The following is a 22,461-nucleotide window of genomic DNA, read 5'->3' as shown; positions in this document are numbered from 1 at the left end:
CGCCCGGTGCCCTCAGCGGATCAAGGAGATTCCCGGCGGCCACAGCACTCCGTCCGCCAGCAGCAGGGACGGGCCCAGGTGCACCGGGCACACCCGCAGCGGCGTCCTGCGGTGCCGGGCGACCTCGAAACGGGCCGGGTCGCCGCAGTCCTCCGGGACGCCCTCGCCGCCGTACGGGCCCCGGCAGGAAGCGGCGCGGTCGCGGTCGGTCATGCCCACGATCCGACACCAGGCCCCGCGCCGACGCCCGGGGAAGGGGGCCGAACGGCTGGGGTGCGGCCTAGGGAGCGATCTCGGCGTCCTGGAGGCCGACGCACTTGCGCTCCTGCGGGATCCACTTCACGGCGGGGTCCAGCACGGCCAGGACACCGCCCACCTCCTCGCGCGGCCCGGTGTAGGTCAGCTCGACGGCCGGGGAGCGCCCGTAGGTCCGCAGGACGCTCACACCGTCGGCCTTGAGCCGCTTCTCGTCCAGCACCCAGTCGACGCCGTCGGCCGTGACGCAGAGGTTGATGTTGGGCGGCAGCTCCTCGGCGCCGCAGCGGAACACCGCCTTCTGGCCGCCCCAGGAGGCGACGCCGTCCCCGAGGGCCCAGTCGCGCGAGGCGCCGGGTATGTCGTCGGGGAGGCGGTCGACCACCTTGCCGCACTTGGCGTCGTCCGCGTGGGGGGCGGCGGAGACGCGGTGGCTGTCGACGTAGAGGAGCCCACCGGTCACGGCGACGGCCGCGACGGCCGTCCAGATCCACATCCGGGTGGTGGGCTTCCGCATGTTCCGATCCGTTCCGTGCCGGCCCTGCCGGCCGTGCTGTCCGTCCGCCGCTGACACCGGCCAGCGTATCCGCCGTCCGAAAGCCGGTGGCCGGGGCCCCGAACGGGTCCCCGGCCACCGGTCTGCCTCCCGGTCCCCTACAGGAACGAGTTGATCTCGATCGTCTCGGTGCGGCCGGGGCCCACCCCGATCGCCGAGATCGGCGCGCCGGACATCTCCTCCAGCGCCTTCACGTACGCCTGCGCGTTCTTCGGCAGGTCCGCGAAGGTCTTCGCCTTGGTGATGTCCTCGGACCAGCCCGGCAGCATCTCGTAGACGGGCTTGGCGTGGTGGAAGTCGGTCTGCGAGTACGGCAGCTCCTCCACCCGCTTCCCGTCGATCTCGTACGCCACGCAGACCGGGATCTGCTCCCAGCCGGTCAGCACGTCCAGCTTGGTGAGGAAGAAGTCGGTCAGACCGTTCACCCGGGTCGCGTACCGGGCGATCACCGCGTCGAACCAGCCGCAGCGGCGGTCGCGGCCGGTGGTGACGCCGCGCTCGCCGCCGATGCGGCGCAGCGCCTCCCCGTCCGCGTCGAACAGCTCGGTCGGGAACGGACCGGCGCCCACGCGGGTGGTGTACGCCTTGAGGATGCCGATGACCCGGGAGATCTTCGTCGGGCCCACGCCGGCGCCGGTGCACGCGCCGCCGGCCGTCGGGTTCGAGGAGGTGACGAAGGGGTACGTGCCGTGGTCCACGTCGAGCAGGGTGCCCTGACCGCCCTCGAAGAGGACGACCTTGCCGGCGTCGATCGCGTCGTTGAGGATCAGCGTGGTGTCGGCCACATAGGGCCGCAGCCGCTCCGCGTACTGGAGCATCTCCTCCACGATCCGGCCCGACTCGATGGCGCGCCGGTTGAAGACCTTGGCGAGGAGCTGGTTCTTGGACTCCAGCGCCGCGTCGACCTTCTGCACCAGGATCGACTCGTCGTAGAGGTCCTGGACGCGGATGCCGACCCGGTTGATCTTGTCGGCGTAGGTCGGGCCGATGCCCCGGCCCGTGGTGCCGATCTTGCGGGTCCCGAGGAACCGTTCCGTCACCTTGTCGAGGGTGACGTTGTACGGCGTGATCAGGTGGGCGTTTCCGCTGATCAGGAGCTTGGAAGTGTCGATTCCGCGGTCATTGAGCCCGCTCAGCTCGGAGAGCAGGACGGCCGGGTCGACCACCACTCCATTACCGATGACCGGGGTGCACCCCGGGGAGAGGATTCCGGAAGGGAGCAGATGCAGCGCGTACTTCTGGTCGCCGACGACGACCGTGTGGCCGGCGTTGTTGCCGCCCTGGTAGCGCACCACATAATCCACTGAACCACCGAGCAGGTCGGTGGCCTTTCCCTTGCCCTCGTCACCCCACTGAGCACCGAGCAGCACAAGTGCGGGCACAGGCGTACACCCCTTCCGGGCGGGGCATGTCCAAGGTCAGGGGGCGTGAGCCGTGCCTGAGTCCGCGGACCGGTTGCCCCGGAATAGACGAAGCCCCTGGCGCAATAGCGCAAGGGGCTCTTGCACAAAGATGCTACCCGAGGAAGGACCGAGGTGTCGGCTCACGACCAGCTGCTGGTGGTCATCGACCCGGTCGCCCGCCGAAGTGACGGCGAGTCCGTTCGGATCGCGAAGGATGTTCTGTGCGGCGGGTCGGAGGCGAAAATCTGTCTTCCCGAGGGTCCGGAGGAGTTCGCGCGGGCCCTGGCCCGGCGGGGCCCGAGGCGGCCGGTGGTGATCGGGGACGACCGGGCGCTGCTGCGCGCGGTGGCGCTGCTGCACCGGGACCGCTGGCTCGGCGACGGGGCCCTGGCGCTGGTCCCGGTGGGCCCGGCGGTGGAGCTGGCGCACTCGCTGGGGGTGCCGCGCGGCGCGGTGGCCTCGGCGCGGGCGGTGCTGGACGGCTCCGTACGGCGGCTGGATCTGCTGGTGGACGAGAGCGACGGGGTGGTGGTGGGGGATCTGGCGATCCCGGCGTCGCCGGCCGTCCTGGGCGCGGGGTCGGTGTGGGGCGCGTGCCGCCATCTCGCGCGGTCGCTGGTGCGCCCGGCCCCGGTCCCGGCGGCCCGGTCCCACCGCAGACGGCTGCGGGTGGAGGCGGACGGGGTGCTGCTGACCGATCTGGACCAGGAGGTGGAGGCGGTGACGGTGCGCACGGCCGGGGGCCGGGCGGAGGTCGTCGTCCAGCCGGGCGGCGCGGGTGAGCCGACGACGGTGAAGGCGCTGTCGGTGACGGTCGCCGGGGCGGATTTCCGCTATCGGGCGGACACGCTGATCACCGGCCCGGTGCGGACGCGCACCTGGACCCTGCGCGCGGGCGCCTGGGGGCTGACGCTGCCGTCCCGCCCCGCGGGACGGTCCGCCGCGCCCGAGGGCCGGGGCCGCCCGGCGGTCTGAACGGCGGCCTGAACGGCGGTCCGACCGGCCGGGCCCGGGAGCGGGCCCGGGAGCGGCGCTCAGGCCCCGAAGGTGCGCTCGCGGTGCTCCCGCCAGCGCTCCAGCATCAGGGGCAGCTCCTTCTGGAGGAACTGGAAGAACTCCAGCGTCTCGGCGAGCCTGCGCCCGCCGGCCGAGTCCGTGCCGAGGCTCGCCACGCCCTCGCGCATGGTGTCCTCCCACTTCTTGATGATCTGGTCGCGATTGCCCAGCGCCTCGTACCACTGATTGCTGTGCACCCGGTACCGCTCCCGCCGGGAGCCCGGTTCGCGCTCGCGGGAGACCATGCCGACATGGGCGAGATAGCGCACCGCGCCGGAGACCGCGGCGGGGCTGATCCGCAGCTGGGCGCTCAGCTCGGCCGAGTTCATCGCCCCGGAGTCCGAGGCGAGCAGCGCCGCGAAGATCCGCGCGGGCATCCGCGCCATCCCGGCCTCCACCAGCTGCCCGGCGAACCGCTCCACGAAGGCGGACAGCACCTCGGGATCGCGCCCGCCCGCGTCCGGCGGGCCCGGTGCGCGCCCGTCACCCGCTTCCCGTACGCCCGCTTCCCGTACGCCCGGTTCACGACCGTCCGCGCCGCGACCGTCCGCGCCGCGCGCGTCCGTACCGCGCGCGTCCGTACCGCGCGCGCCGGCGTCCCGTACGCCCGCGTCCCGCCGCTGCGGCTCCCGCGGCTCCCGGGACTCCCGGGCCCCGCCCGTCTCGCCCGTCTCGTCCGTCATGCCCGTGATCCTCTCCCGGCCCGCACCGCCGGATCCAACTTTATACGTTTCCTTATCTTCACAAAGTTGTGAAGTTAGCGTAATTTCCAAAACATGACTGAGGCAATCACGGTCTCCGCGCTGCGCAAGTCCTTCGGCCGCACCCACGCACTCGACGGCCTCGACCTCACCGTCCGGACCGGCGAGGTCCACGGCTTCCTCGGCCCCAACGGAGCGGGAAAGTCCACCGCCGTCCGCGTCCTGCTCGGACTGCTGCGCGCCGACGCGGGCGCCGTCCGGCTGCTCGGCGGGGACCCGTGGCGCGACGCGGTCGCGCTGCACCGCCGGATCGCGTACGTCCCCGGGGACGTCACCCTGTGGCCCAACCTCTCCGGGGGCGAGGTCATCGACCTCTACGGGCGGCTGCGCGGCGGACTCGACCCCGCCCGCCGCGCGGAGCTGGTCGAACGCTTCGAACTCGACCCCACGAAGAAGGGCCGGACCTACTCCAAGGGCAACCGCCAGAAGGTCGCCCTCGTCGCCGCCTTCGCCTCCGACGCCGATCTGCTGATCCTCGACGAGCCGACCTCCGGGCTCGACCCGCTGATGGAGGAGGTCTTCCAGAGCTGTGTGCGCGGGGAACGGGACCTCGGCCGGACCGTCCTGCTCTCCTCGCACATCCTCAGCGAGGTCGAGGCCCTCTGCGACCGCGTCAGCATCATCCGCCGGGGCCGCACCGTGGAGAGCGGCGCGCTCGCCGAACTGCGCCACCTCACCCGTACCAGCGTCACCGCCGAACTCGCCGGGCCGCCGGACGGGCTCGCCGGCCTCCCCGGCGTCCACGACCTCGACGTCCGCGGCGGCCGGGTGCGCCTCCAGGTCGACACCGACCGGCTGGACGCGGTGCTGCGCTCGCTCACCGCGTCCGGCGTACGGTCGCTGACCAGCACCCCGCCCACGCTGGAGGAGCTGTTCCTCCGCCACTACACCGACGAGCGTCACCACGCCGACGGCCGCCCGAGCCCCGACGGGCGCCGCCGCACCGGCGAGGAGGCGACCACGCGATGACCGCCACCGCCCGGCGCACCGCCCCCGCCCCGCGCACCGCCCCGGCCCCCGCGGGCGGCTCCGCCCGCCCCTTCGCCGGCGCCGGAGCCCTGCTCGCCCTCGCGCTGCGCCGCGACCGCCTGCTGCTCCCGCTCTGGGCCGTCCCGCTCGCGCTGGTCGTCGTCAGCGGCGCGGGCACGGTCGGCTCGCTCTACGGCACCGCCGCCGAACGCGCCGCCCTCGTCCGCTCCCTCGCCGCCGACAGCTCCCTGCGCGCCATGCTCGGGCCCGCCTTCGACGACTCCCTCGGCGCGCTCGTCACCTGGCGCTTCGGCGTCTTCGCCGGGCTGGCCGCCGCCGCGATGAGCCTGATCGTCGTGATCCGGCACACCCGCGAGGAGGAGGAGAGCGGACGGCAGGAGATGCTCTCCTCCGCGATGGTGGGGCGGCGCGCCCCGCTGACCGCCGCGCTGCTGACCGCGCTCCTCGCCAACACCGCCCTCACCGTGCTCATCACCGCCGGTCTCGCCGGGCCGACCGGCTCCGCCGCCGGGGCGTTCGCGCTCGGGCTGGCCGTCGGACTGACCGGCATGGTCTTCGCGGGGCTGGCCGCCGTCGCGGCCCAGGCCACCGAGAGCGCCCGGGCGGCGAAGGGGCTCACCGCCGCCGCGCTCGGCGGCGCGTACGCGCTGCGCGCCGCGGGCGACTCGGCGAGCGCCGACGGCTCCTCCGCGCTCACCCGGCTCTCCCCGCTCGGCTGGGCCGAACAGCTGCGCCCGTACGCCGGCGAGCGCTGGTGGTTCGCGGCCGCCCTGGCGCTCGCCGCGCTCCTGCCGATCGCCGCGGCGTACGCGCTGGCCGCCCGGCGCGACCTCGGGACGGGCTTCCTGCCGGCCCGCCCGGGGCCCGCGTCGGGACGGCTCTCCACGGCCGGTCTCGCCCTCCGGCTCCAGCGCGGCGCGCTGCTCGGCTGGACGGCCGCCTTCCTCGTCGCCGGGACCGCCTTCGGATCGATGGCGTCCGGCGTCGCCGACCTGGTCGGCGGAAATGACGGAATCCGGCAGATCTTCGAACGCATGGGCGGGCGGTCCGGGATGACCGACGCCTTCCTCGCCTCGATCACCGGGCTGTTCGGCCTGGCGGCGGCGGTGTACATCACCTCGTCGGCGCTCCGGCCGCACGGCGAGGAGGGCGCCGGGCGCGCCGAGCCGCTCCTCGCGGGCGCGCTGAGCCGCACCCGCTGGGCGGCGGGCCATCTGCTCATCGCCTTCGGGGGCTCGGTCCTCGTCCTGACCGCCGCCGGCCTCGGCATGGCGATCGGCCACGGCGAGGACGCCGGACCGCTGCTGGGCGCGGCCCTGGCGCGGATCCCGGCCGTCTGGCTGATCGGCGGGGTCACGACGGCGCTGTACGGGGCGGTCCCCCGCGCGGCCCCGGCCGCCTGGGCCGTCGTCGGCGTCTGTCTGGCGGCCGGCTGGATCGGCCCGGCGCTGCGGCTGCCGGAAGCGGTGCTGGAGCTGTCCCCGTTCGAGGTGCTGCCCAAGCTGCCGGGCTCGGCGATGGAGTGGCCGCCCGCGCTGATCCTGACGGCGGCGGCCGTCGCGCTGACCGCGCTGGGCCTGGCCGGGCTGCGGCGACGGGACCTGCGCACATGACCTCCTGGGACCCGGGCGTGCGGCCCGCGCCCCCGCCGCCCCGGGCCCGCCGCGCCCCGAGCCCCGGGGCCCGCCGCCGCACCGCGAGACCCGCCGCCCGACGCCCGCCGCCGCACCACGAGCCCCGGGCCCGACGCCCGCGGCCCCCGGGCCCTACAGCTCCACGAGCAGCTCGTCCACCCCCCGGATCACATATCCGGGGTTCCAGCGCGGCTCCCCCACCAGCCGCATCTCCGGGGCGCGCCGCAGCAGCTCCCCGAAGGAGGCCGCCAGCTCGATCCGGGCCAGCGGCGCGCCCAGGCAGAAGTGGATGCCCGCGCCGAAGGTGATGTGCGGATTGTCCGCGCGGCCGAGGTCGAGCGTGTCGGGGTCCGCGAAGCGCGCCGGGTCGCGGTTGGCGGAGCCGAAGAGCAGGGCCAGCTCCGCGCCGCGCGGGACGAGGGTCCCGCCGATCTCGATGTCGTCCAGGACCCAGCGCTCGAACATCTGGAGCGGGGTGTCGTGGCGCATCAGCTCCTCCACCGCCGTGGGCAGCAGGGAGTGGTCCGCGCGCAGCCGCGCCAGCTGTTCGGGGTGGCGGAAGAGGCTCCACCAGCCGTTCGCGGTGGTGTTGACGGTGGCCTCGTGGCCCGCGTTGAGCAGCAGCACACAGGTGGAGATCATCTCCTGCTCGCTGAGCCGGTCGTCCGCGTCGTGCGCGGCGATCAGGGCGGAGATCAGATCCTCGCCCGGATCGCCGCGCCGCTCGGCGATCAGCACCCGCAGATAGTCGGAGAACTCCACCGACGCCCGCACCGCCCGGCGCGCGGTCTCCTCGGACGGATTCAGCTCAAACATTCCGCAGATATCGGCCGACCAGGGCCGCAGCAGAGCCCGGTCGGCCTCCGGGACGCCCAGCATCTCGGCGATGACCGCGACCGGCAGCGGCTCGGCGACATCGGCCAGCAGATCGCCGCCGCCCGCCTTCCGCAGCTCCGTCACCAGCCCGGCGGCGAGCCGGGCGACGGTCGGCTCCAGCGCGGCCACCGTCCTCGGGGTGAACGCCTTCGTCACCAGCCGCCGGATCCTGGTGTGGTCCGGGGCCTCCAGATCGAGGATCCCGTGGTCGTTGAGGGTGTGGAACGGCTCGTGCGCGGCGGGCGGCGGAGTGCGTCCGAACTCCTCATGGGTGAACCGGTGCAGATACGTCCGCCCCAGCCGGCGGTCCCGCAGCAGCGCGGACACATCCTCGTAGTGCGGTACGAGCCACTGGCGGGTGGGCTCGTACCAGTGCACCCGCCCGGTGGACCGCAGCCGCTCGTACGCGGGATAGGGATCCGCGACGAAGGCGGGCGACCACGGTTCGAAAAGTGCGTTCATAGCGGGACGTTAACCCTGGTGAACCTCGCTGACCAGGGACCTTGGGCCATTGATCAGCCGGGGGTGACCAAGCGGGCCTCGTACGCGAAGACCGCGGCCTGGGTCCGGTCGCGCAGTCCCAGCTTCACCAGGACCCGGCTCACATGGGTCTTGATGGTGGACTCGGCCACCACCAGATGGGAGGCGATCTCCGCGTTGGACAGGCCCTGGGCGATCAGCACCAGCACCTCGGTCTCCCGCTCGGTCAGCTCCCCGACCTGGGAGACGGCGGCCACCTTCGGCCCGGCGCCGAGCCTGGAGAACTCGGTGATCAGCCGGCGGGTCACGGTCGGCGCGAGCAGCGCCTCGCCCGCCGCGACCACCCGCACCCCGTCGGCGAGCTGCCGCGCGGAGGCGTCCTTGAGCAGAAAGCCCGACGCCCCGGCCCGCAGCGCCTGATAGACGTACTCGTCCAGATCGAAGGTGGTCAGCACCAGCACCTTGGACGCGGTGTCCGCGGCGACGATCTCGCGGGTGGCCTCGATGCCGTTCAGCTCCGGCATCCGGATGTCCATCAGCACCACGTCCGGCCGCAGCTCCGCGACGCGGGCGACGGCCTCGCGCCCGTTCACGGCCTCGCCGACGACCTCGATGTCCGGCATCGCGTTCAGCAGGACGGAGAATCCCTCGCGGACCATCATCTGGTCGTCCACGATCAGTACGCGTATGGTCATGCCGGCTCCTCGGCGGTCAGGGCGACGGGGACGGGAATGAAGGCGGTCACTTCGTAGCCGCCGTCCCCCGCGGCCTCGGCGGTCATCTCGCCGTTCAGCATCGAGACCCGCTCCCGCATCCCGGTGATGCCGTGCCCCGCGCCCGGCGACGGCTTGACCAGGCCCTTGGCGGCGGTGTTCACGATCCGCAGCCCGAGCCCGCCCAGAACATAGCTGACCTCGACCTTCGCGGAGGAGCCCGGGGCATGCCGCAGCGCGTTGCTCAGCGCCTCCTGGATGATCCGGTACGCCGACAGCTCCACGCCCTGCGGCAGCGGGCGGACCGCTCCGGTGACGGTCTTCTCCACCTCCAGGCCGGCCTCGCGGACGTTGTCGAGGAGACGGCCCAGATCGGCGAGGACGGGCTGCGGGGCGTCGGGGGCCTCGTAGTCCTCCGCGCGGACGACGCCGAGGATCCGGCGCAGCTCGGTCAGGGCCGCGACCGCGTTCTCGCGGATGGTGGCGAACGCCTTCTCCAGCTCGGGCGGCGGATTCTCCACCCGGTAGGGCGCGGCCTCGGCCTGGATCGCGACCACCGACATGTGGTGGGCGACCACGTCGTGCAGCTCGCGGGCGATGGTGGTGCGCTCCTCCAGCAGGGTGCGGCGGTCGCGTTCCACGGCGGTGACGGACTGCTGGGCGGCGACCTCCTGGCGGGCCTCCCGGCGTACGTACACCACGGTCGTGGCGAGCAGCAGCAGGGCGGCGCAGAAGAGCAGCGCGATGGAGTTGCTGCCGTACCCCCGGGAGAAGAACAGCTCGAAGAACGTCGCGTAGAGGGCGGTCAGCGCCCACATCCAGGCGGCGGTGCGCGGGCGGGTCCGCAGCGCCACCAGCGACAGCACCGCCAGATGCGCGGCGAAGCCGGCCGGGGTCCACGGCCACATGTCCCAGTAGGGGGTGAGCGCCGAGATGACGGGAGTGGCGGCCAGCGAGCACCAGAACGCGCCGACCGGGCGGATCAGGGTCATCGCCACGACGCCGCCGGAGATCAGGGCGAACACGAGCTGGACGGCGCTGCCCGAGGTGGTCGAGAGGCCGCCCAGCGCGATCACCGCCGCCAGGCCGAGCACGGCGGCGTGCGGGGTCCAGCAGGCGTGCTCGCGTATCCGCTCCGGGAGCCTGCGGGTCAGCGGTCCGTCGACGCGCATCGGCGGCAGCGGGCGGTAGGCGAAGGCGTTGTCGAAGAGGTCCTGGCGCAGTCCTCGCAAGGCTCCTGCGGCCAGACGGTACTCAGGGCTTCGGGTCTTCTCGGTCACCTGTGGAACGGTATGCGGCGGGGCGGGCGCGGTCGTCCCGCTGGCTGCGGATTCCGCCGCGTCCGCCCTGAGGACTACGGCGGGGCCTCTCCTGGAGGATCAGGACGGACGAGAGGCCCCGCGCCGGGTCAGCCGTCCGCCCGGAAGGCGTCGGCGTGCTCCTTCGCCCACTCGGCGAAGGTCCGCGCCGGGCGGCCGGTGACCCGCTCGACGGTGTCGGTGACGGTGCGGCCGACGGGCGGGGTGTCGCGGTAGACCATCAGCAGGAACTCGATGACGTCGTCGGGCTGACCGGCCGCCCGCCACCGCTCGACGGCCTCGTCCTCGCTCAGCTCCACCACCCGGACGTCCCGGCCCCGGGCGGCGCCCAGCCGCTCGGCCTTGTCCCCGACGGTCAGCGCCTCGGGTCCGGTGATCACGTACTCCCGGCCGCCGTGGCCGTCCTCGGCGAGGGCGACGGCGGCGACCGCGCCGATGTCGGACTCGTGGACCATGGCGCTGAGCCGGTCCGGGAACGGCTCGCGCACCTCGTCGGCGGTGCGGATGGACTCGGTCCACTCCAGGGCGTTCGACATGAACTCCACCGGCGTCAGCACGGTCCAGGCGATGCCCCCGGCGCGCACGGCGTCCTCCAGCGGGCTGGGGCCGCCGCCGTGGAGCACGGTGATCCGGCGTACGCCGGCCCCGCGGGCCAGCTCCAGAATGCGCGGGCCGGTCTCCAGCGGGGTGAAGTACGGTCCGCCGAAGGTGATCAGATGGAGTCCGGCGACCCCGTCCAGCGCGGCGGCGAGGCTGTCGGGGTCGGTGAGATCGCCCCGTACGACCTCCACCCCCGCGGGCAGCCCGGCCCGCTCCGGGTCACGGGTGAGGGCGCGTACGCGGCGGCCCCGGTCGAGCAGTTCCTGGACGATGCGGCGGCCGACGGTCCCGGTCGCTCCGGTGACGAGATGAGTCATGGGAGCACCGTAGGAAGCCTTGCGGACACCTTCGGTCCGCGTCGGGCGATCCGCGCGGTGCGGGAGGCGCCGGCCCGCGCGGAGGCGGTCGTACGCGGGCGGGCTCGCCGCGGGCCGCTCACCAGGCCAGCTGGGCGATCTCCTCGGCCACCACCGCGCAGGCGTCCGCCGCCGGATCGATGAGCGCGAAGTGCCCGATGTCCTCCAGCAGGGTGAGCCCGACGGTCTCGCCCGCCTTGGCGGCGGCGTCGACGAACGACTCGGCGAGGACATGCGGCACGGTGATGTCCGCCCGGCCCTGGACCAGGGTGGTGGCGATCCCGGTGGGCAGCAGGGCCGCCGGATCGCTGTGCTCGCGGCGCTCGGCGAGAAGGCCGTCGTCGCCGCCGTCCCCGGCGAGGAGCTGACGCACCGCGCCCCCGCACACCTCCAGCTCCACGGCGCGCGCGAGATCGGCGATCGGGGCCAGCGCGACCACACCGCGCAGCGGCGGCGGCGCGGGCAGCCGCCACGGCGAACCGAGGGGCAGCACATGGCGGGCTGCGGCCCACAGCGCGAGATGGCCGCCCGCCGAGTGCCCGGTCAGCACGGTCCGCCGGACGTCGGCCTGCGGCATCGCCTTGCGGGCGAGTTCGGGCAGCGCGTCCAGGACGGCGGCCACATCGTCGAAGGTCTCCGGCCAGCGCCCCGCGACCGGCGCGGCCCCGCCCTGCTGGGGCAGGTCACGGCCGCGCCGGTACTCGACGTTGGCGACCGCGAGCCCGTGCCGGGTGAGGAAGCCCGCGAACGGCGTCATGTGCCCGCGGTCGTACCGGGTCCGCCACGCGCCGCCGTGCAGGACGACCACGAGCGGAACGCTCTCCCGGCCGTCGCGCGGTGCGTAGAAGTCGACGGTCTGATCGGGGTGGTCGCCGTATGCGACGGAGGCATCCGGAGCCACGGCCGGATGCGAGAACGCCGACTCGGCCTCGGCGGTGTCACGGGCGACAGGGTCCGGCATGCGGGATCAACCTTCCCAGGGAGTCGCGTATTTGACCGCGGCTTCGGAAGGCGACCGCGGAAATGATCTGATCAGCGGGGACGCTACCAGTACCCCCCGCCGACCAGTTTCAATCCCGAGTCAAGCCCGGGGCACTTCCGCGAGCACCCCGGCCAGCGCGAGCGCCGCCCGCCGGGCGTCCTCGAACCCGGTGTACAGGGGCGTAAACCCAAAACGCAGCACGTCGGGCCTGCGCAGATCCCCCACGATCCCGCGTTCGACCAGCCGTTCCATCACCGCCGGGGCTTGCGCGCAGCGCAGCGCGATCTGACTCCCGCGAGCGGAATGCGCGGCGGGAGTCAGTGAACTCACCCTGGAATCAGGTGAGTTGAGCCCACCGTCCGCGTACTCCCCGACGCACTCCAGAAAGAAGTCGGTCAGGGCCAGACTCTTCGCCCGTACGGAGTCGAGACAGACGCCCTCCCAGACGTCCAGCGCCGCGTCGAGAGCGAGCAGGGAGAGGATGTCCGGCGTCCCCACCCGGCCGCGGACCGCGCCGTCGGCCGCCGTGTAGCGGGAATCCATCGCGAACGGGTCGGCGTGCGAGTTCCACCCCGGCAACGGGGAGTCGAACGCCCCCTGGTGGCGCTCGGCGACATAGAGGAACGCGGGCGCGCCCGGCCCGCCGTTCAGATACTTGTACGTGCACCCCACGGCGAGGTCCACCCCGTGGGCGTCCAGCCCGACGGGGAGCGCTCCCGCGCTGTGGCACAGGTCCCAGACCGCGATCGCGCCCGCGTCATGGGCCGCGGCGGTCAGCGCGGGCAGATCGTGCAGCCGCCCGCTGCGGAAGTCCACATGATTGAGGAGGACGGCCGCGGTGGCAGGACCGAGCGCGGCCGGCGCCTCGGCGGGGTCGACCGGCACCAGCCGACGGCCCGTCATCCGGGCCGCGGACTCGGCGAGATAGCCGTCGGTGGGGAAGGTCGTGGCGTCCACCACGATGTCGGTACGGCCCGGGTCGGGCCGCAGCCGGACGGCCGCGACCACCGCCTTGAACACATTGACGCTGGTGGAGTCCCCGACGACGATCTGCCCCGGGCCCGCGCCGACCAGCGGCGCGATCCGGTCGCCGACCCGCTCCGGCGAGGTCCACCAGCCGCTCTCGTCCCATGAGCGGATCCGCAGCTCGCCCCACTGCCGGGCGACGACGTCGGCGACCCGGGCGGGGACGTGCGCGGGGAGCGCGCCGAGCGAATTTCCGTCGAGATAGACCCCGTCGTCCAGGGTGAACAGCTCGCGCGAGGCGGCGAGCGGGTCTGCGGCGTCCAGCGCCGCGGCCCTGCGGGCCAGCGCGTCAGACATGGCTGCGGGCCGTCCACAGCTCGGGGAAGACATTGTTGCGGGCGCGCTTCTCCAGCCAGGCCACGCCGGCCGAACCGCCGGTGCCCGTCTTGGCGCCCATCGCCCGCCGGGTCGCCACCAGATGATCGTTGCGCCAGCGCCACACCAGCTCGCCGACGTCGGTCAGCGCCTCGCCGAGCCGGATCAGCTCGCCGTTCTGGTCCGGGTCCGCGTACAGCTCCGCCCAGATCCGCTCCACGGCCGCGCTCGGCTCGTACTTCCGCGACAGATCCCGCTCCAGGACCTCCCCCGGCACCGGGAGCCCCCGGCGGAACAGCAGCCGCAGCGTCTCGTCGTACAGACTCGGCTCGTGCAGCGCCTTCTCCAGCTCGGCGTGGACCCGGGGCGCGCCCCGGTGCGGTACGAGCATGGACGCCGACTTGTCGCCGAGCAGGAACTCCATCCGCCGGTACATCGCCGACTGGAAGCCGGAGCCCTCGCCGAGCGCGCCCCGGTACGCGTTGAACTGCGCGGGCGTCAGCTGGGCGAGCGGCCGCCACGAGGCGTTCAGCGCGTCCAGCTCCCGCACCGAGCGCTTGAGCGCGTCCATCGCCACCGGGACCCGGTCCTCGCGCAGGGCGCGGCCCGCGGTCTCCCACTCATGGACGATCACCGTGAACCACAGCTCCATGACCTGGGTGGTGACCAGGAAGACCATCTCGCCGGGGTCGTCGGACCGAAGGTGCTGGAGATGGGTCAGAACGTCCGCCTGGACGTAGTCCTCGTAGGGAGTGGTCCCCGCGAAATCGAGATTCGGGGTCGCGTCATGTGACATCGCTGTCTCCTCGACGTGTCCGGGTAGCGGTCCGCCCCTTCCTGTGTGGTGTGGGAGCCCCGGTCCCCACCCGCATCATAGGCCGGGGCCCGCACCGCCTCCACGGCTGAACGCCGCACAGGGGACACGGGCCCCAGGGCCTGCCTGTCTTCCGGACCTGCCGCGCTCAGCCGAGCGTGGCCGCCGCCGTCTCGGACGAGTCGCGCAGGAACGTCGAGCAGCGCTCGTACTCCGCCTGCTCCCCGATCGCCCCCGCGGCCCGCGCCAGCGCGTGCAGCGCCCGCAGGAACCCGCGGTTCGGCTCATGCTCCCAGGGCACGGGCCCGTGCCCCTTCCAGCCGCTGCGCCGCAGCGCGTCCAGCCCCCGGTGGTACCCGGTCCGCGCGTACGCGTACGACTCCACCACGCTGCCCCGCTCGTACGCCTCGTCCGCGAGCAGCGCCCAGGCCAGCGAGGAGGTGGGGAACTTCGCGGCGACCTCCGCCGCGGTGGACCCGGACGCGAGCAGCTCACGCGGCTCGCTCTCATCCGGCAGATGCGTGGGGGCCGGTCCCCCCAGAAGGTTCTCGTGAATACCCATCCCCCCATCCTCCCACCCCCCAATCCCCCCTCCCCCGACGCACCACCCCCAGCCCAAACCCAGCCCCGCCGGCCACCTCCAGCCCCGCCGGCGATTGAGGCGCAGACCCAGCCCCGCCTGACCGGCCGACACCAGCCCAAACCCAGCCCCGCCGACACACCACTCCAGCCCCGCCGGCGATTGAGGCGCAGACCCAGCCCCGCCTGGCCGACGGCATCAGCCCAAACTCAGCCCCGCCGGCGATTGAGGCGCGGGGGCCTCGGGGGCAGCGCCCCCGACGAGTCCCCGCGCCCCCCCCCCCCCCCCCGGCCCCCCCCCCCCCCCCCCCCCCCCCCCCCCCCGCCCCCCCCCCCCCCCCCCACAACCCACCCCCCCCCGGCGGGGGCCCCCTCCACACCCAAACCCCCCCCCCCGGGGGTTTTGGGGGGGGGGGGGCGGGGGGGCCCCCCCCCCCCACGAGTCCCCGCACCCCACCCCCCGCCAGGCGCACCTCACCCCCGCTCCCCCACCTCCAGCGGCGGCGCCCCCACCCCGCAATTCACCCTGCACTCCGGCCTCACCCCACCCTCCCCCGGCCTCCTCACCCACCCCACCGCGATCCCCGCCCCCACCACCAGCACCCCCGCGCACATCGGCATCGCCCGCTTGAACGTCGCCCCGAACTCCGCCGCCGAGCGGTACGCCTCCGGCCCCATCCCCGCCAGCAGCGGCAGCGCCGCCACCGCGATCAGCCCGGCCGCCCGCGCGGCCGCGTTGTTCACCCCGCTGGCGATCCCGGCCCGCCCGGTCTCCACGGACGCCAGCACGGTCGCGGTCAGCGGCGCCACCAGCGTGACCATCCCGAGGCCCATCACCAGCAGCGCGGGCAGCACATCCCGTACGTACGACGCGTGCTCCCCGACCCGCAGCATCAGCAGCATCCCGGCGGCGCACAGCAACGGCCCCACCGTCAGCGGAATCCGCGGCCCGATGCGCTCCGCGAGCGCCCCCGACCGCGCGGAGAACAGCAGCATCAGCACGGTGGTCGGCAGCAGCGCCACCCCGGCCTGGAGCGGCGAGTACCCGGACACCACCTGGAGCTGGAGCGCCACGAGGAAGAAGAAGCCGCCGAACGCCGCGTACACACAGAGCGTCACCAGGTTCACCGCGGTGAACAGCCGCGACCGGAAGATCGACAGCGGCAGCATCGGATCGGGCCGCCGCCGCTCCACCGCGACGAAGACCGCCCCGACCACCACTCCCGCCGCCCCGGCCCACCAGGCGGGCGCGATGAGCGCGTACGTCACCAGCGTCAGCGCCCCCGCGCCGAGCACCGCGCCGAGGACGTCGAAGCCCTTGCCGTGCGCGCGCGGGTCGCGGGACTCGGGCACATGCCGCAGGGCGACCGGCACACAGAGCGCGGCGAGCGGCACATTGATCAGGAAGACCCAGCGCCAGCCGGGCCCCTCGACGAGCCAGCCCCCGACGAAGGGCCCGATCGCCGCGCCGACCCCGCCGAGCCCCGACCAGAGGCCGACCGCCCGCGACCGGTCGTCGGGATGGAAACTGGCCTGGATCAGGGCGAGCGATCCGGGGGTGAGCAGCGCGGCGCCGACGCCCTGGAAGGCGCGGGCGAGGACGAGGGTCTCGCCGCTGGGGGCGATTCCGCACAGCAGCGACCCGACGGCGAACCACACCACGCCGACGACGAAGATCTTCCGCCGCCCGTAGCGGTCGCCGAGCGCCCCGCCGAGCAGGATCAGCCCGGCGAGGGAGAGCATGTACGCGTTCACGGTCCACTGGAGGACCGCCATGTCCGTGTCGAGGTCCTCGCCGATGCGCGGCAGGGCCACATTGACGACGGTCGAGTCCAGCAGGGCCATGCTGGATCCGAGGACGGTGGTGAGGATCACCCAGCGGCCGGTCGCCGTGGACAGCCTGATGTCTCCCGGACGGTCATCCATACCGGGATCATCGCAGCGGGACCCGCTCCCCACGACCGGGCGGACCGCCGCCCCGGGCCCGGACCGCGCCCGTACGGCGGAGAACCGTCCCCGTACGGCCGAGGCCCGCCCCCGTACGGCCGAGGCCCGGCGTCCGTCGGGACGCCGGGCCTCGGCCGGTACGAGCGTTACAAGCGTTGCGGGGCGGTACGGGAGCGTATCGGCAGATACGGCCCGCTACCGCCCGATACGGCTACTTGAGCCGGGTGCCCGCGGAGCGCAGCGCGCCGCACGCCTCGGTGACCCGGGCAGCCATGCCGGCCTCGGCGAGCTTGCCCCAGGTGCGCGGGTCGTAGGTCTTCTTGTTGCCGACCTCGCCGTCGACCTTCAGGACGCCGTCGTAGTTGCTGAACATGTGCGCGGCCACCGGACGCGTGAAGGCGTACTGGGTGTCCGTGTCCAGGTTCATCTTCACGACGCCGTTCTCCAGCGCGGTGGCGATCTCCTCGGCGGTGGAGCCCGAGCCGCCGTGGAAGACGAAGTCGAACGGGTCGGCCTTGCCGTACCGCTCGCTCACGCCCTTCTGGAGGTCCTTGAGCAGCTCCGGGCGGAGGACGACATTGCCCGGCTTGTAGACGCCGTGGACATTGCCGAAGGACGCGGCCAGCAGGTAGCGGCCCTTCTCGCCCAGGCCGAGGGCCTCGGCGGTGCGCAGGGCGTCGTCGACGGTGGTGTACAGCTCGTCGTTGATCTCGTGCGTGACACCGTCCTCCTCGCCGCCGGTCGGGGTGATCTCGACCTCAAGGATGATCTTGGCGGCGGCGGCCTGCGCCAGCAGCTCCTGGCCGATGGCCAGGTTGTCGGCGAGGGTCTCGGCCGATCCGTCCCACATGTGGGACTGGAACAGCGGGTTCTCACCGCGGGCGACGCGCTCCGCGGAGACCGCGATCAGCGGACGGACGTACGTGTCCAGCTTGTCCTTGGGGCAGTGGTCGGTGTGGAGCGCGACGGTGACGTCGTACTTCGCGGCGACGATGTGCGCGAACTCGGCGAGGGCGACCGCGCCCGTGACCATGTCCTTGCTGTACTGGCCGCCCAGGAACTCGGCTCCGCCGGTGGAGATCTGGATGATGCCGTCGCTCTCGGCCTCCGCGAAGCCGCGCAGCGCCGCGTGGAGAGTCTGGGAGGAGGTCACATTGATGGCCGGGTAGGCGAACTTGCCTGCCTTCGCCCGGTCGAGCATCTCGTTGTAGACCTCGGGGGTTGCGATGGGCATCTGTCCGCTCCTTGTGATGTGCGGTGTGCGATAGGTGCTGGCCCTGACCTTGGGGCGACGTCATCGTCGGACCCCATCTTTCCAGACGCGCGTCAGGACTCCACCCCGCCCGGTCAAGAGCGGCCCCCCAGGGGCTCCCGGCGGCGCGGGACGGCGGTCGGCGGGAAGCGGACCGCCCGCCCCCGACCTGCCGTCACCGCAGGTCAGGGGCGATTTTCGGTCAGGCCAGGCCCAGCTCGTCCAGGGCGTACACGGACAGGTAGGGCACCCCGGCCGTCTCGCTGATCCGCTCGCCCGCGCCGGTGGCCCGGTCCACGATCGTGGCGACCGCGACGACCTCGCCGCCGGCCTCGCGGACGGCCTCGACGGCGGTGAGCGGCGAGCCGCCGGTGGTGGAGGTGTCCTCCACCACCAGACAGCGCCGACCCTTGATGTCCGGGCCCTCGACCCGGCGCTGCATCCCGTGCGCCTTGGCCGCCTTCCGTACGACGAAGGCGTCCACCCGGCGGCCGCGCGCGGCGGCGGCGTGCAGGACCGAGGTCGCGACCGGGTCCGCGCCGAGGGTGAGCCCGCCGACGCAGTCGTAGTCGAGGTCGGCGGTCAGCTCGGCCATGACCTGGCCGACCAGCGGAGCGGCGGCGCCGTCGAGCGTGATCCGGCGCAGATCCACGTAGTAGTCGGCCTCAAGACCCGAGGAGAGGGTCACCTTGCCGTGCACCACGGCCTTGTCCTTGATCTGCTGGAGCAGCTCAGCGCGTACATCACTCATGCCCCTGAGCTTAGGACACGCCCCCGGGGCCGCCCCGCCGCCCGAAGCCGCCCCCGACCGCTGCCGTGACCGCCCCCGGGCCGCGGCCGCGCCGTCTCAGAGCCGGCGCCAGGTCCAGGTGGTCGAGACCTCCAGCGGGTCGATCTGGGTGACCAGGCGCGGGTGGGTGTTGAGGCCGTTCGGCGGTCCCGACTGGGGCTCGACGCAGATCGCCCCGGGCTGCTCGTCGTAGATCACGACCCACTCGGCACGGCTGGTCACGGTCAGCTCCAGCTGCCCCGGCCAGGTGATCGTGGCCTCGACCCCGTCGGGCATGCCGAAGCAGTCGTCCCAGGGGCCCGGGCGGGGCGGGATCCGCCGGCCGGTCGGCAGATGGTCCTCGCCGCGCTCCTCCTGCCACTCGGGCCGGAAGTCGATCCGCGCGTCCTCGCCGCCCAGATTGCGCAGGAACCAGGGGTGCCAGCCCGCCTGCGCGGGGAAGGACTCCCCGAAGGCCTCGACGCCCATGGTCAGGGTGAGCGAGTCCCCGGTCAGCTCGAAGAGCTGGGTGACGCGGCCCGGGTACGGCCAGGGCTCGGCGAGATCACAGGTGAAGGCCGCCTCGGCCGGGCCGGTGCGGGCGGTGCGCCAGGGGATGTCGCGGACGGTGCCGTGGATGGCGTGCGGGGCCGCGTTCAGCGGCAGTTGACGCGTCTCGGCGCCGTTGCGGAACCGCCCGTTCTCGACCCGGCCGCACCAGGGGGCCATCGGGAACGACCCGTACCGCTCTCCCTGGCGCAGGAGTTCGACGCCGCCGACGGTCAGACTGCCGATCCGGCAGCCGTGCCTCGGGTCCACGGTCAACTCGACGTCCGAGGCCGCCAGCCTGACGTTCTCTTCGCTGCTGCTCACCCCACGACACTACTGGCAGCGGCGGTCATCTGCGGCGGCGCAGCGCCCGGCCGACGACGACGGCCGACGCGACCGCGAGGGCGGCGGCGGGCGCGATCCAGCGCAGGGACAGACCGGCGGCGGTCGCGTCGGGGGCGGGGACGGGGGCGTAACGGCCGCGCGGCGGGGCGTGGTCGACCTCCTCGGCGCTGCGCCCGATCATGGTGCGCCGGGCGTGGGCGGCCTCGGCGGGCAGTTCGTCGGGGATACCGGAGAGGTCGTCCAGCTCGTCGAGGTCGTCCAGCTCGGCGGCGAGGTCGTCGGCGTCGCTGACGTCGTCCGCGTCGTCGGGGCGGCCGTCGGCAGCGGCTGTGCCGGCGCGGGCGGCGTCCGCGCCGGAGGACCCGTTCACACCGCCCTCCGTGCCGATCTCCGCGGCGAGGATGTCGTCGAACGCGTCCTCCGGGACCGGGCGGGTCGTGCCCTCCGCCGTGCCCTTCGCCGTGTCCGCGCCGTCCCCTCCGGGCGCGGGTTCGCCGACGATGCCGAGCCGTTCGGCGTCCTCGCTGCTGACGGGACCGGGACCCTCGGAGCCCGGTTCGGCGGAGGCGGCGGAATCGCCGGAGGCGTCGGAGGCGTCGGAAGCGGGCGGTCCGGCGGGCTCGGCGGAATCGTCGGAAACGCCGGAAGCGCCGGAGGCGGGCGGTCCGGCGGAGCCGGCCGGCTGACCGGAACCGGCGGAGTCCGCGGGTTCAGCGGCGTCGATCTCCCGGACGGCCTCGGCGGCGAGCCGCTCGCCGAACCGGTCGAGCAGCCGGTGCGCGGCCTCGTCCCGTGCCTCGGCGGACAGCTCGGCGAGCCGCCCGCCCGCCCGCGCGGAGCCGGTGAAGCTCAGCGTCGTACCGCCGTCGACGGCGTCCGGACGGATCGTCAGCGCGACCGTCACCGTGCCGCCGCCGCGCGCCTCGGAGCCCTCGCCCTCGGCGGTGAAGCCGCCGTCCCGCTCCAGGAGGCGCAGGGATCCCCGGTAGGTGATCGAGTGTCCGCCGGCACGGATCTTGAGCCGCCCGGAGAGCGGTCCGGCCCCGCCGTCGGCGTCCTGTTGCAGTCCGTGGACGCAGCGGGCGACCCGCGCGGGGTCCCTCAGCACCTGTCGAACGGTCTCGGCCGGTACCGGAACGAACACCTCATGGTTCATGGGAATCGAGCGTACCCAGCGGGCCCGCGCTCGTCTGCGTCTGCGTCCGTGTATCCGCGACCATTCCCCGGACGAAGGGCGCCGCCGCCGTCACGGCACGGGGAACGGAGGCCGGTCAGTCCGGATAGCGCGGGCGGACCAGGGTCGAGGGCAGCGCCCCCGGCACCCGGGTGCGCTCCGCGCTCCACGCCCCGGCGGCCAGCCCGGCCCGGGTCAGCGCCCGCAGCGGGGGCGCGCCGGGATCGAGCCCGAGGGCCGGCTCCGCTCCGCGCGCGGCGAGCAGAAAGCCCCAGTCGCGCGGGGCGGCGGCGTCGGCGGTGAGCCGGTCCGGGCCGCCCGCGAAGCCGGAGAGCCGCCCGGGGACGCGATAGGGGCTGGTGGCGTATCCGGCGGCGCGCAGGGTGGCGTCCACCGTCCAGTACGAGCGCGGGCGGGAGTCGGGCGGTCCGGCGTGCACGGCCAGCCGGCCGCCGTCGGCGAGGGCCGCGGTGATCAGCCCGTAGAACTCCTGGGAGTAGAACTTGGCGCTCTGGGTGATCCCGGGGTCGGGGAGGTCCACGATCACCACGTCCCAGCGGCCGCGCGGGGAGCGCAGCCAGGTGAAGGCGTCGGCGGTCACCACCCGTATCCGGTGGTCGTGGTGGGACCTTCGGTTGAGCGCGGTGAGCGCCGGGTCGGAGCGGGCGAGCCGGACGACGCCCGGATCCAGCTCCACGACGGTCACGGACGCGGTGTCGGGATAGCGCAGGGCCTCGCGGGCGGCGAGCCCGTCGCCACCGCCGAGGATCAGCACCCTGCTGTGCGGGCCGAGCATCGCGGGGTGGACGAGGGCCTCGTGGTACCGGTGCTCGTCGCGCTCGCTGACCCACAGCCGCCCGTCGAGGAAGAGGTCGAGCGGGCCCTCGCGCCCGCCGGTGATCACCACTTCCTGGACCTCGGTCTGGACGGCGACCCGCACCCGGTCGCCGTAGACCGCCGCGCGCGCGGCGCGCTCGAAGTCGTCCACGAGGACGGCGGCGGTGCCCAGCACGGCGAGGACGGCGGCGTTGGCGAAGAGCAGCCAGGCGCGGGAGCGCGGGGTGAGGTCGCGGCGGAAGAGCCAGAGCACGAGCAGCCCGCCCGCGAGCGCGTTGACCGCTCCGGTGAGCAGTCCGCCGGTGAGCTGGCCGAGCCAGGGCAGCAGCAGGAAGGGGAAGGCGAGCCCGCCGACGAGCGCTCCCACGTAGTCGGCGGCGAAGAGGTCGGCGACGGTGCCCTCGACGTCCTGTCGGGAGATGCGCTGGATCAGGGCCATCAGCAGCGGCAGCTCCGCGCCGATGAGCACCCCGATGGTGAGCGAGAAGGCGACGAGGACGATCTGGGACTCGCCGAACCAGGCGAAGGACGCGTACAGCGCCATCGCCGAACAGCCGCCGGTCAGCGCGAGCGACAGCTCCAGCAGACCGAAGCCGACGGCGGCCCGGCAGCGCAGCCGTTTGGCGAGGAGCGAGCCGACGCCCATGGCGAAGACCATCACCGACAGGACGACGGAGGCCTGGGTGACGGAGTCGCCGATGAGATAGGAGGCGAGGGCGACCAGCTCCAGCTCGTACACGAGTCCGCAGGCGGCGCAGACGAAGACGACCAGCAGCACGAGATGCCGGCCCGCCGCCGGGCGTACCGGCAACCGCACCGGGCCCTGGGGCGGTGACAGTTGCTGCGTACGGTCGATCATTGCAGTAACGCTAC

At 73.9% G+C, this 22,461-nt stretch carries 21 protein-coding genes; 3 read left to right on the top strand and 18 right to left on the bottom strand.

What is annotated here, in order from left to right; translation table 11 throughout:
* Positions 1-12: 12 nt before the first annotated feature.
* The 3 genes from ACF089_RS19785 to ACF089_RS19775 all read right to left on the bottom strand — a co-directional run bounded on the left by ACF089_RS19785 (position 13) and on the right by ACF089_RS19775 (position 2,193).
* Entirely contained in the window at positions 13-213 is a 201-nt protein-coding gene (locus ACF089_RS19785; protein WP_019324939.1) for a hypothetical protein, read from the bottom strand.
* 67 nt (positions 214-280) lie between these two features.
* Positions 281-772 carry a DUF3515 family protein gene (locus ACF089_RS19780; protein ID WP_019324938.1) on the bottom strand — a complete coding sequence of 164 codons (492 nt, stop codon included), beginning with the start codon at positions 770-772 and terminating at the stop codon, positions 281-283.
* A 137-nt stretch (positions 773-909) separates the two neighbouring features.
* Positions 910-2,193 (bottom strand): adenylosuccinate synthase, encoded by a 1,284-nt coding sequence (locus tag ACF089_RS19775; protein ID WP_392028148.1) that lies wholly within the window; start codon positions 2,191-2,193, stop codon positions 910-912.
* Between the two features lie 153 nt (positions 2,194-2,346).
* Here ACF089_RS19775 and ACF089_RS19770 point away from each other — a divergent pair, with 153 nt between their 5' ends.
* Entirely contained in the window at positions 2,347-3,189 is an 843-nt protein-coding gene (locus ACF089_RS19770) for a diacylglycerol kinase (RefSeq protein ID WP_392028146.1), read from the top strand.
* Between the two features lie 59 nt (positions 3,190-3,248).
* Here ACF089_RS19770 and ACF089_RS19765 read toward each other — a convergent pair whose 3' ends face one another.
* Entirely contained in the window at positions 3,249-3,707 is a 459-nt protein-coding gene (locus ACF089_RS19765) for a GbsR/MarR family transcriptional regulator (protein WP_392028193.1), read from the bottom strand.
* Positions 3,708-4,046: 339 nt separating this feature from the next.
* Between ACF089_RS19765 and ACF089_RS19760 the strand changes: the two genes are divergently transcribed.
* Complete coding sequence (locus ACF089_RS19760) at positions 4,047-5,000, top strand: ATP-binding cassette domain-containing protein (RefSeq protein WP_392028144.1); 954 nt, start codon at positions 4,047-4,049, stop codon at positions 4,998-5,000.
* Entirely contained in the window at positions 4,997-6,634 is a 1,638-nt protein-coding gene (locus ACF089_RS19755) for an ABC transporter permease (RefSeq protein WP_392028142.1), read from the top strand. Before ACF089_RS19760 ends, ACF089_RS19755 begins: the two co-directional genes overlap by 4 nt.
* Before the next feature lie 153 nt (positions 6,635-6,787).
* Here the strand turns inward: ACF089_RS19755 and ACF089_RS19750 are convergent, their stop codons facing one another.
* The 14 genes from ACF089_RS19750 to ACF089_RS19685 form a co-directional block, all read right to left on the bottom strand.
* Positions 6,788-7,993, bottom strand: a complete 1,206-nt coding sequence (locus ACF089_RS19750; protein WP_392028140.1) for a cytochrome P450 — start codon at positions 7,991-7,993, stop codon at positions 6,788-6,790.
* Between the two features lie 53 nt (positions 7,994-8,046).
* A complete protein-coding gene (locus ACF089_RS19745) occupies positions 8,047-8,706 on the bottom strand; it encodes a response regulator (RefSeq protein ID WP_392028138.1) in 660 nt (219 codons plus the stop codon).
* Positions 8,703-10,004, bottom strand: coding sequence for a sensor histidine kinase (locus ACF089_RS19740; RefSeq protein ID WP_392028136.1), 1,302 nt, complete (start codon positions 10,002-10,004; stop codon positions 8,703-8,705). The genes ACF089_RS19745 and ACF089_RS19740 overlap by 4 nt, the downstream gene beginning before the upstream one ends.
* A 128-nt stretch (positions 10,005-10,132) precedes the next feature.
* Positions 10,133-10,960: an NAD(P)H-binding protein gene (locus tag ACF089_RS19735; protein WP_392028134.1), complete on the bottom strand. Its 828-nt coding sequence runs from the start codon at positions 10,958-10,960 to the stop codon at positions 10,133-10,135.
* Between the two features lie 118 nt (positions 10,961-11,078).
* Complete coding sequence (locus ACF089_RS19730; protein WP_392028132.1) at positions 11,079-11,960, bottom strand: alpha/beta hydrolase family protein; 882 nt, start codon at positions 11,958-11,960, stop codon at positions 11,079-11,081.
* 120 nt (positions 11,961-12,080) lie between these two features.
* Positions 12,081-13,304 (bottom strand): kynureninase, encoded by a 1,224-nt coding sequence (gene kynU, locus ACF089_RS19725; protein WP_392028130.1) that lies wholly within the window; start codon positions 13,302-13,304, stop codon positions 12,081-12,083.
* Positions 13,297-14,118: a tryptophan 2,3-dioxygenase family protein gene (locus ACF089_RS19720; RefSeq protein WP_392028128.1), complete on the bottom strand. Its 822-nt coding sequence runs from the start codon at positions 14,116-14,118 to the stop codon at positions 13,297-13,299. Before ACF089_RS19720 ends, kynU begins: the two co-directional genes overlap by 8 nt.
* 166 nt (positions 14,119-14,284) lie before the next feature.
* Positions 14,285-14,698 (bottom strand): DUF3151 domain-containing protein, encoded by a 414-nt coding sequence (locus tag ACF089_RS19715; RefSeq protein ID WP_392028126.1) that lies wholly within the window; start codon positions 14,696-14,698, stop codon positions 14,285-14,287.
* Between the two features lie 491 nt (positions 14,699-15,189).
* Complete coding sequence (locus ACF089_RS19710) at positions 15,190-16,641, bottom strand: MFS transporter (protein WP_392028124.1); 1,452 nt, start codon at positions 16,639-16,641, stop codon at positions 15,190-15,192.
* A gap of 232 nt (positions 16,642-16,873) precedes the next feature.
* Positions 16,874-17,896: a class II fructose-bisphosphate aldolase gene (fbaA, locus tag ACF089_RS19705; protein WP_392028122.1), complete on the bottom strand. Its 1,023-nt coding sequence runs from the start codon at positions 17,894-17,896 to the stop codon at positions 16,874-16,876.
* 220 nt (positions 17,897-18,116) lie between these two features.
* Positions 18,117-18,665, bottom strand: a complete 549-nt coding sequence (pyrE, locus tag ACF089_RS19700) for an orotate phosphoribosyltransferase (protein ID WP_392028120.1) — start codon at positions 18,663-18,665, stop codon at positions 18,117-18,119.
* Positions 18,666-18,761: 96 nt separating this feature from the next.
* A complete protein-coding gene (locus ACF089_RS19695; RefSeq protein WP_392028118.1) occupies positions 18,762-19,556 on the bottom strand; it encodes an aldose 1-epimerase in 795 nt (264 codons plus the stop codon).
* Between the two features lie 25 nt (positions 19,557-19,581).
* Entirely contained in the window at positions 19,582-20,733 is a 1,152-nt protein-coding gene (locus ACF089_RS19690; RefSeq protein ID WP_392028116.1) for an SRPBCC domain-containing protein, read from the bottom strand.
* 115 nt (positions 20,734-20,848) lie between these two features.
* Positions 20,849-22,447: a polyamine aminopropyltransferase gene (locus ACF089_RS19685; protein WP_392028114.1), complete on the bottom strand. Its 1,599-nt coding sequence runs from the start codon at positions 22,445-22,447 to the stop codon at positions 20,849-20,851.
* Positions 22,448-22,461: the final 14 nt, after the last annotated feature.

The organism is Streptomyces sp. NPDC014894 (assembly GCF_043080985.1).
Classification (GTDB): domain Bacteria; phylum Actinomycetota; class Actinomycetes; order Streptomycetales; family Streptomycetaceae; genus Streptomyces.
The sequence above is the reverse complement of the archived record's forward strand: the minus strand, read 5'-3'. Positions and strand labels throughout refer to the sequence as shown.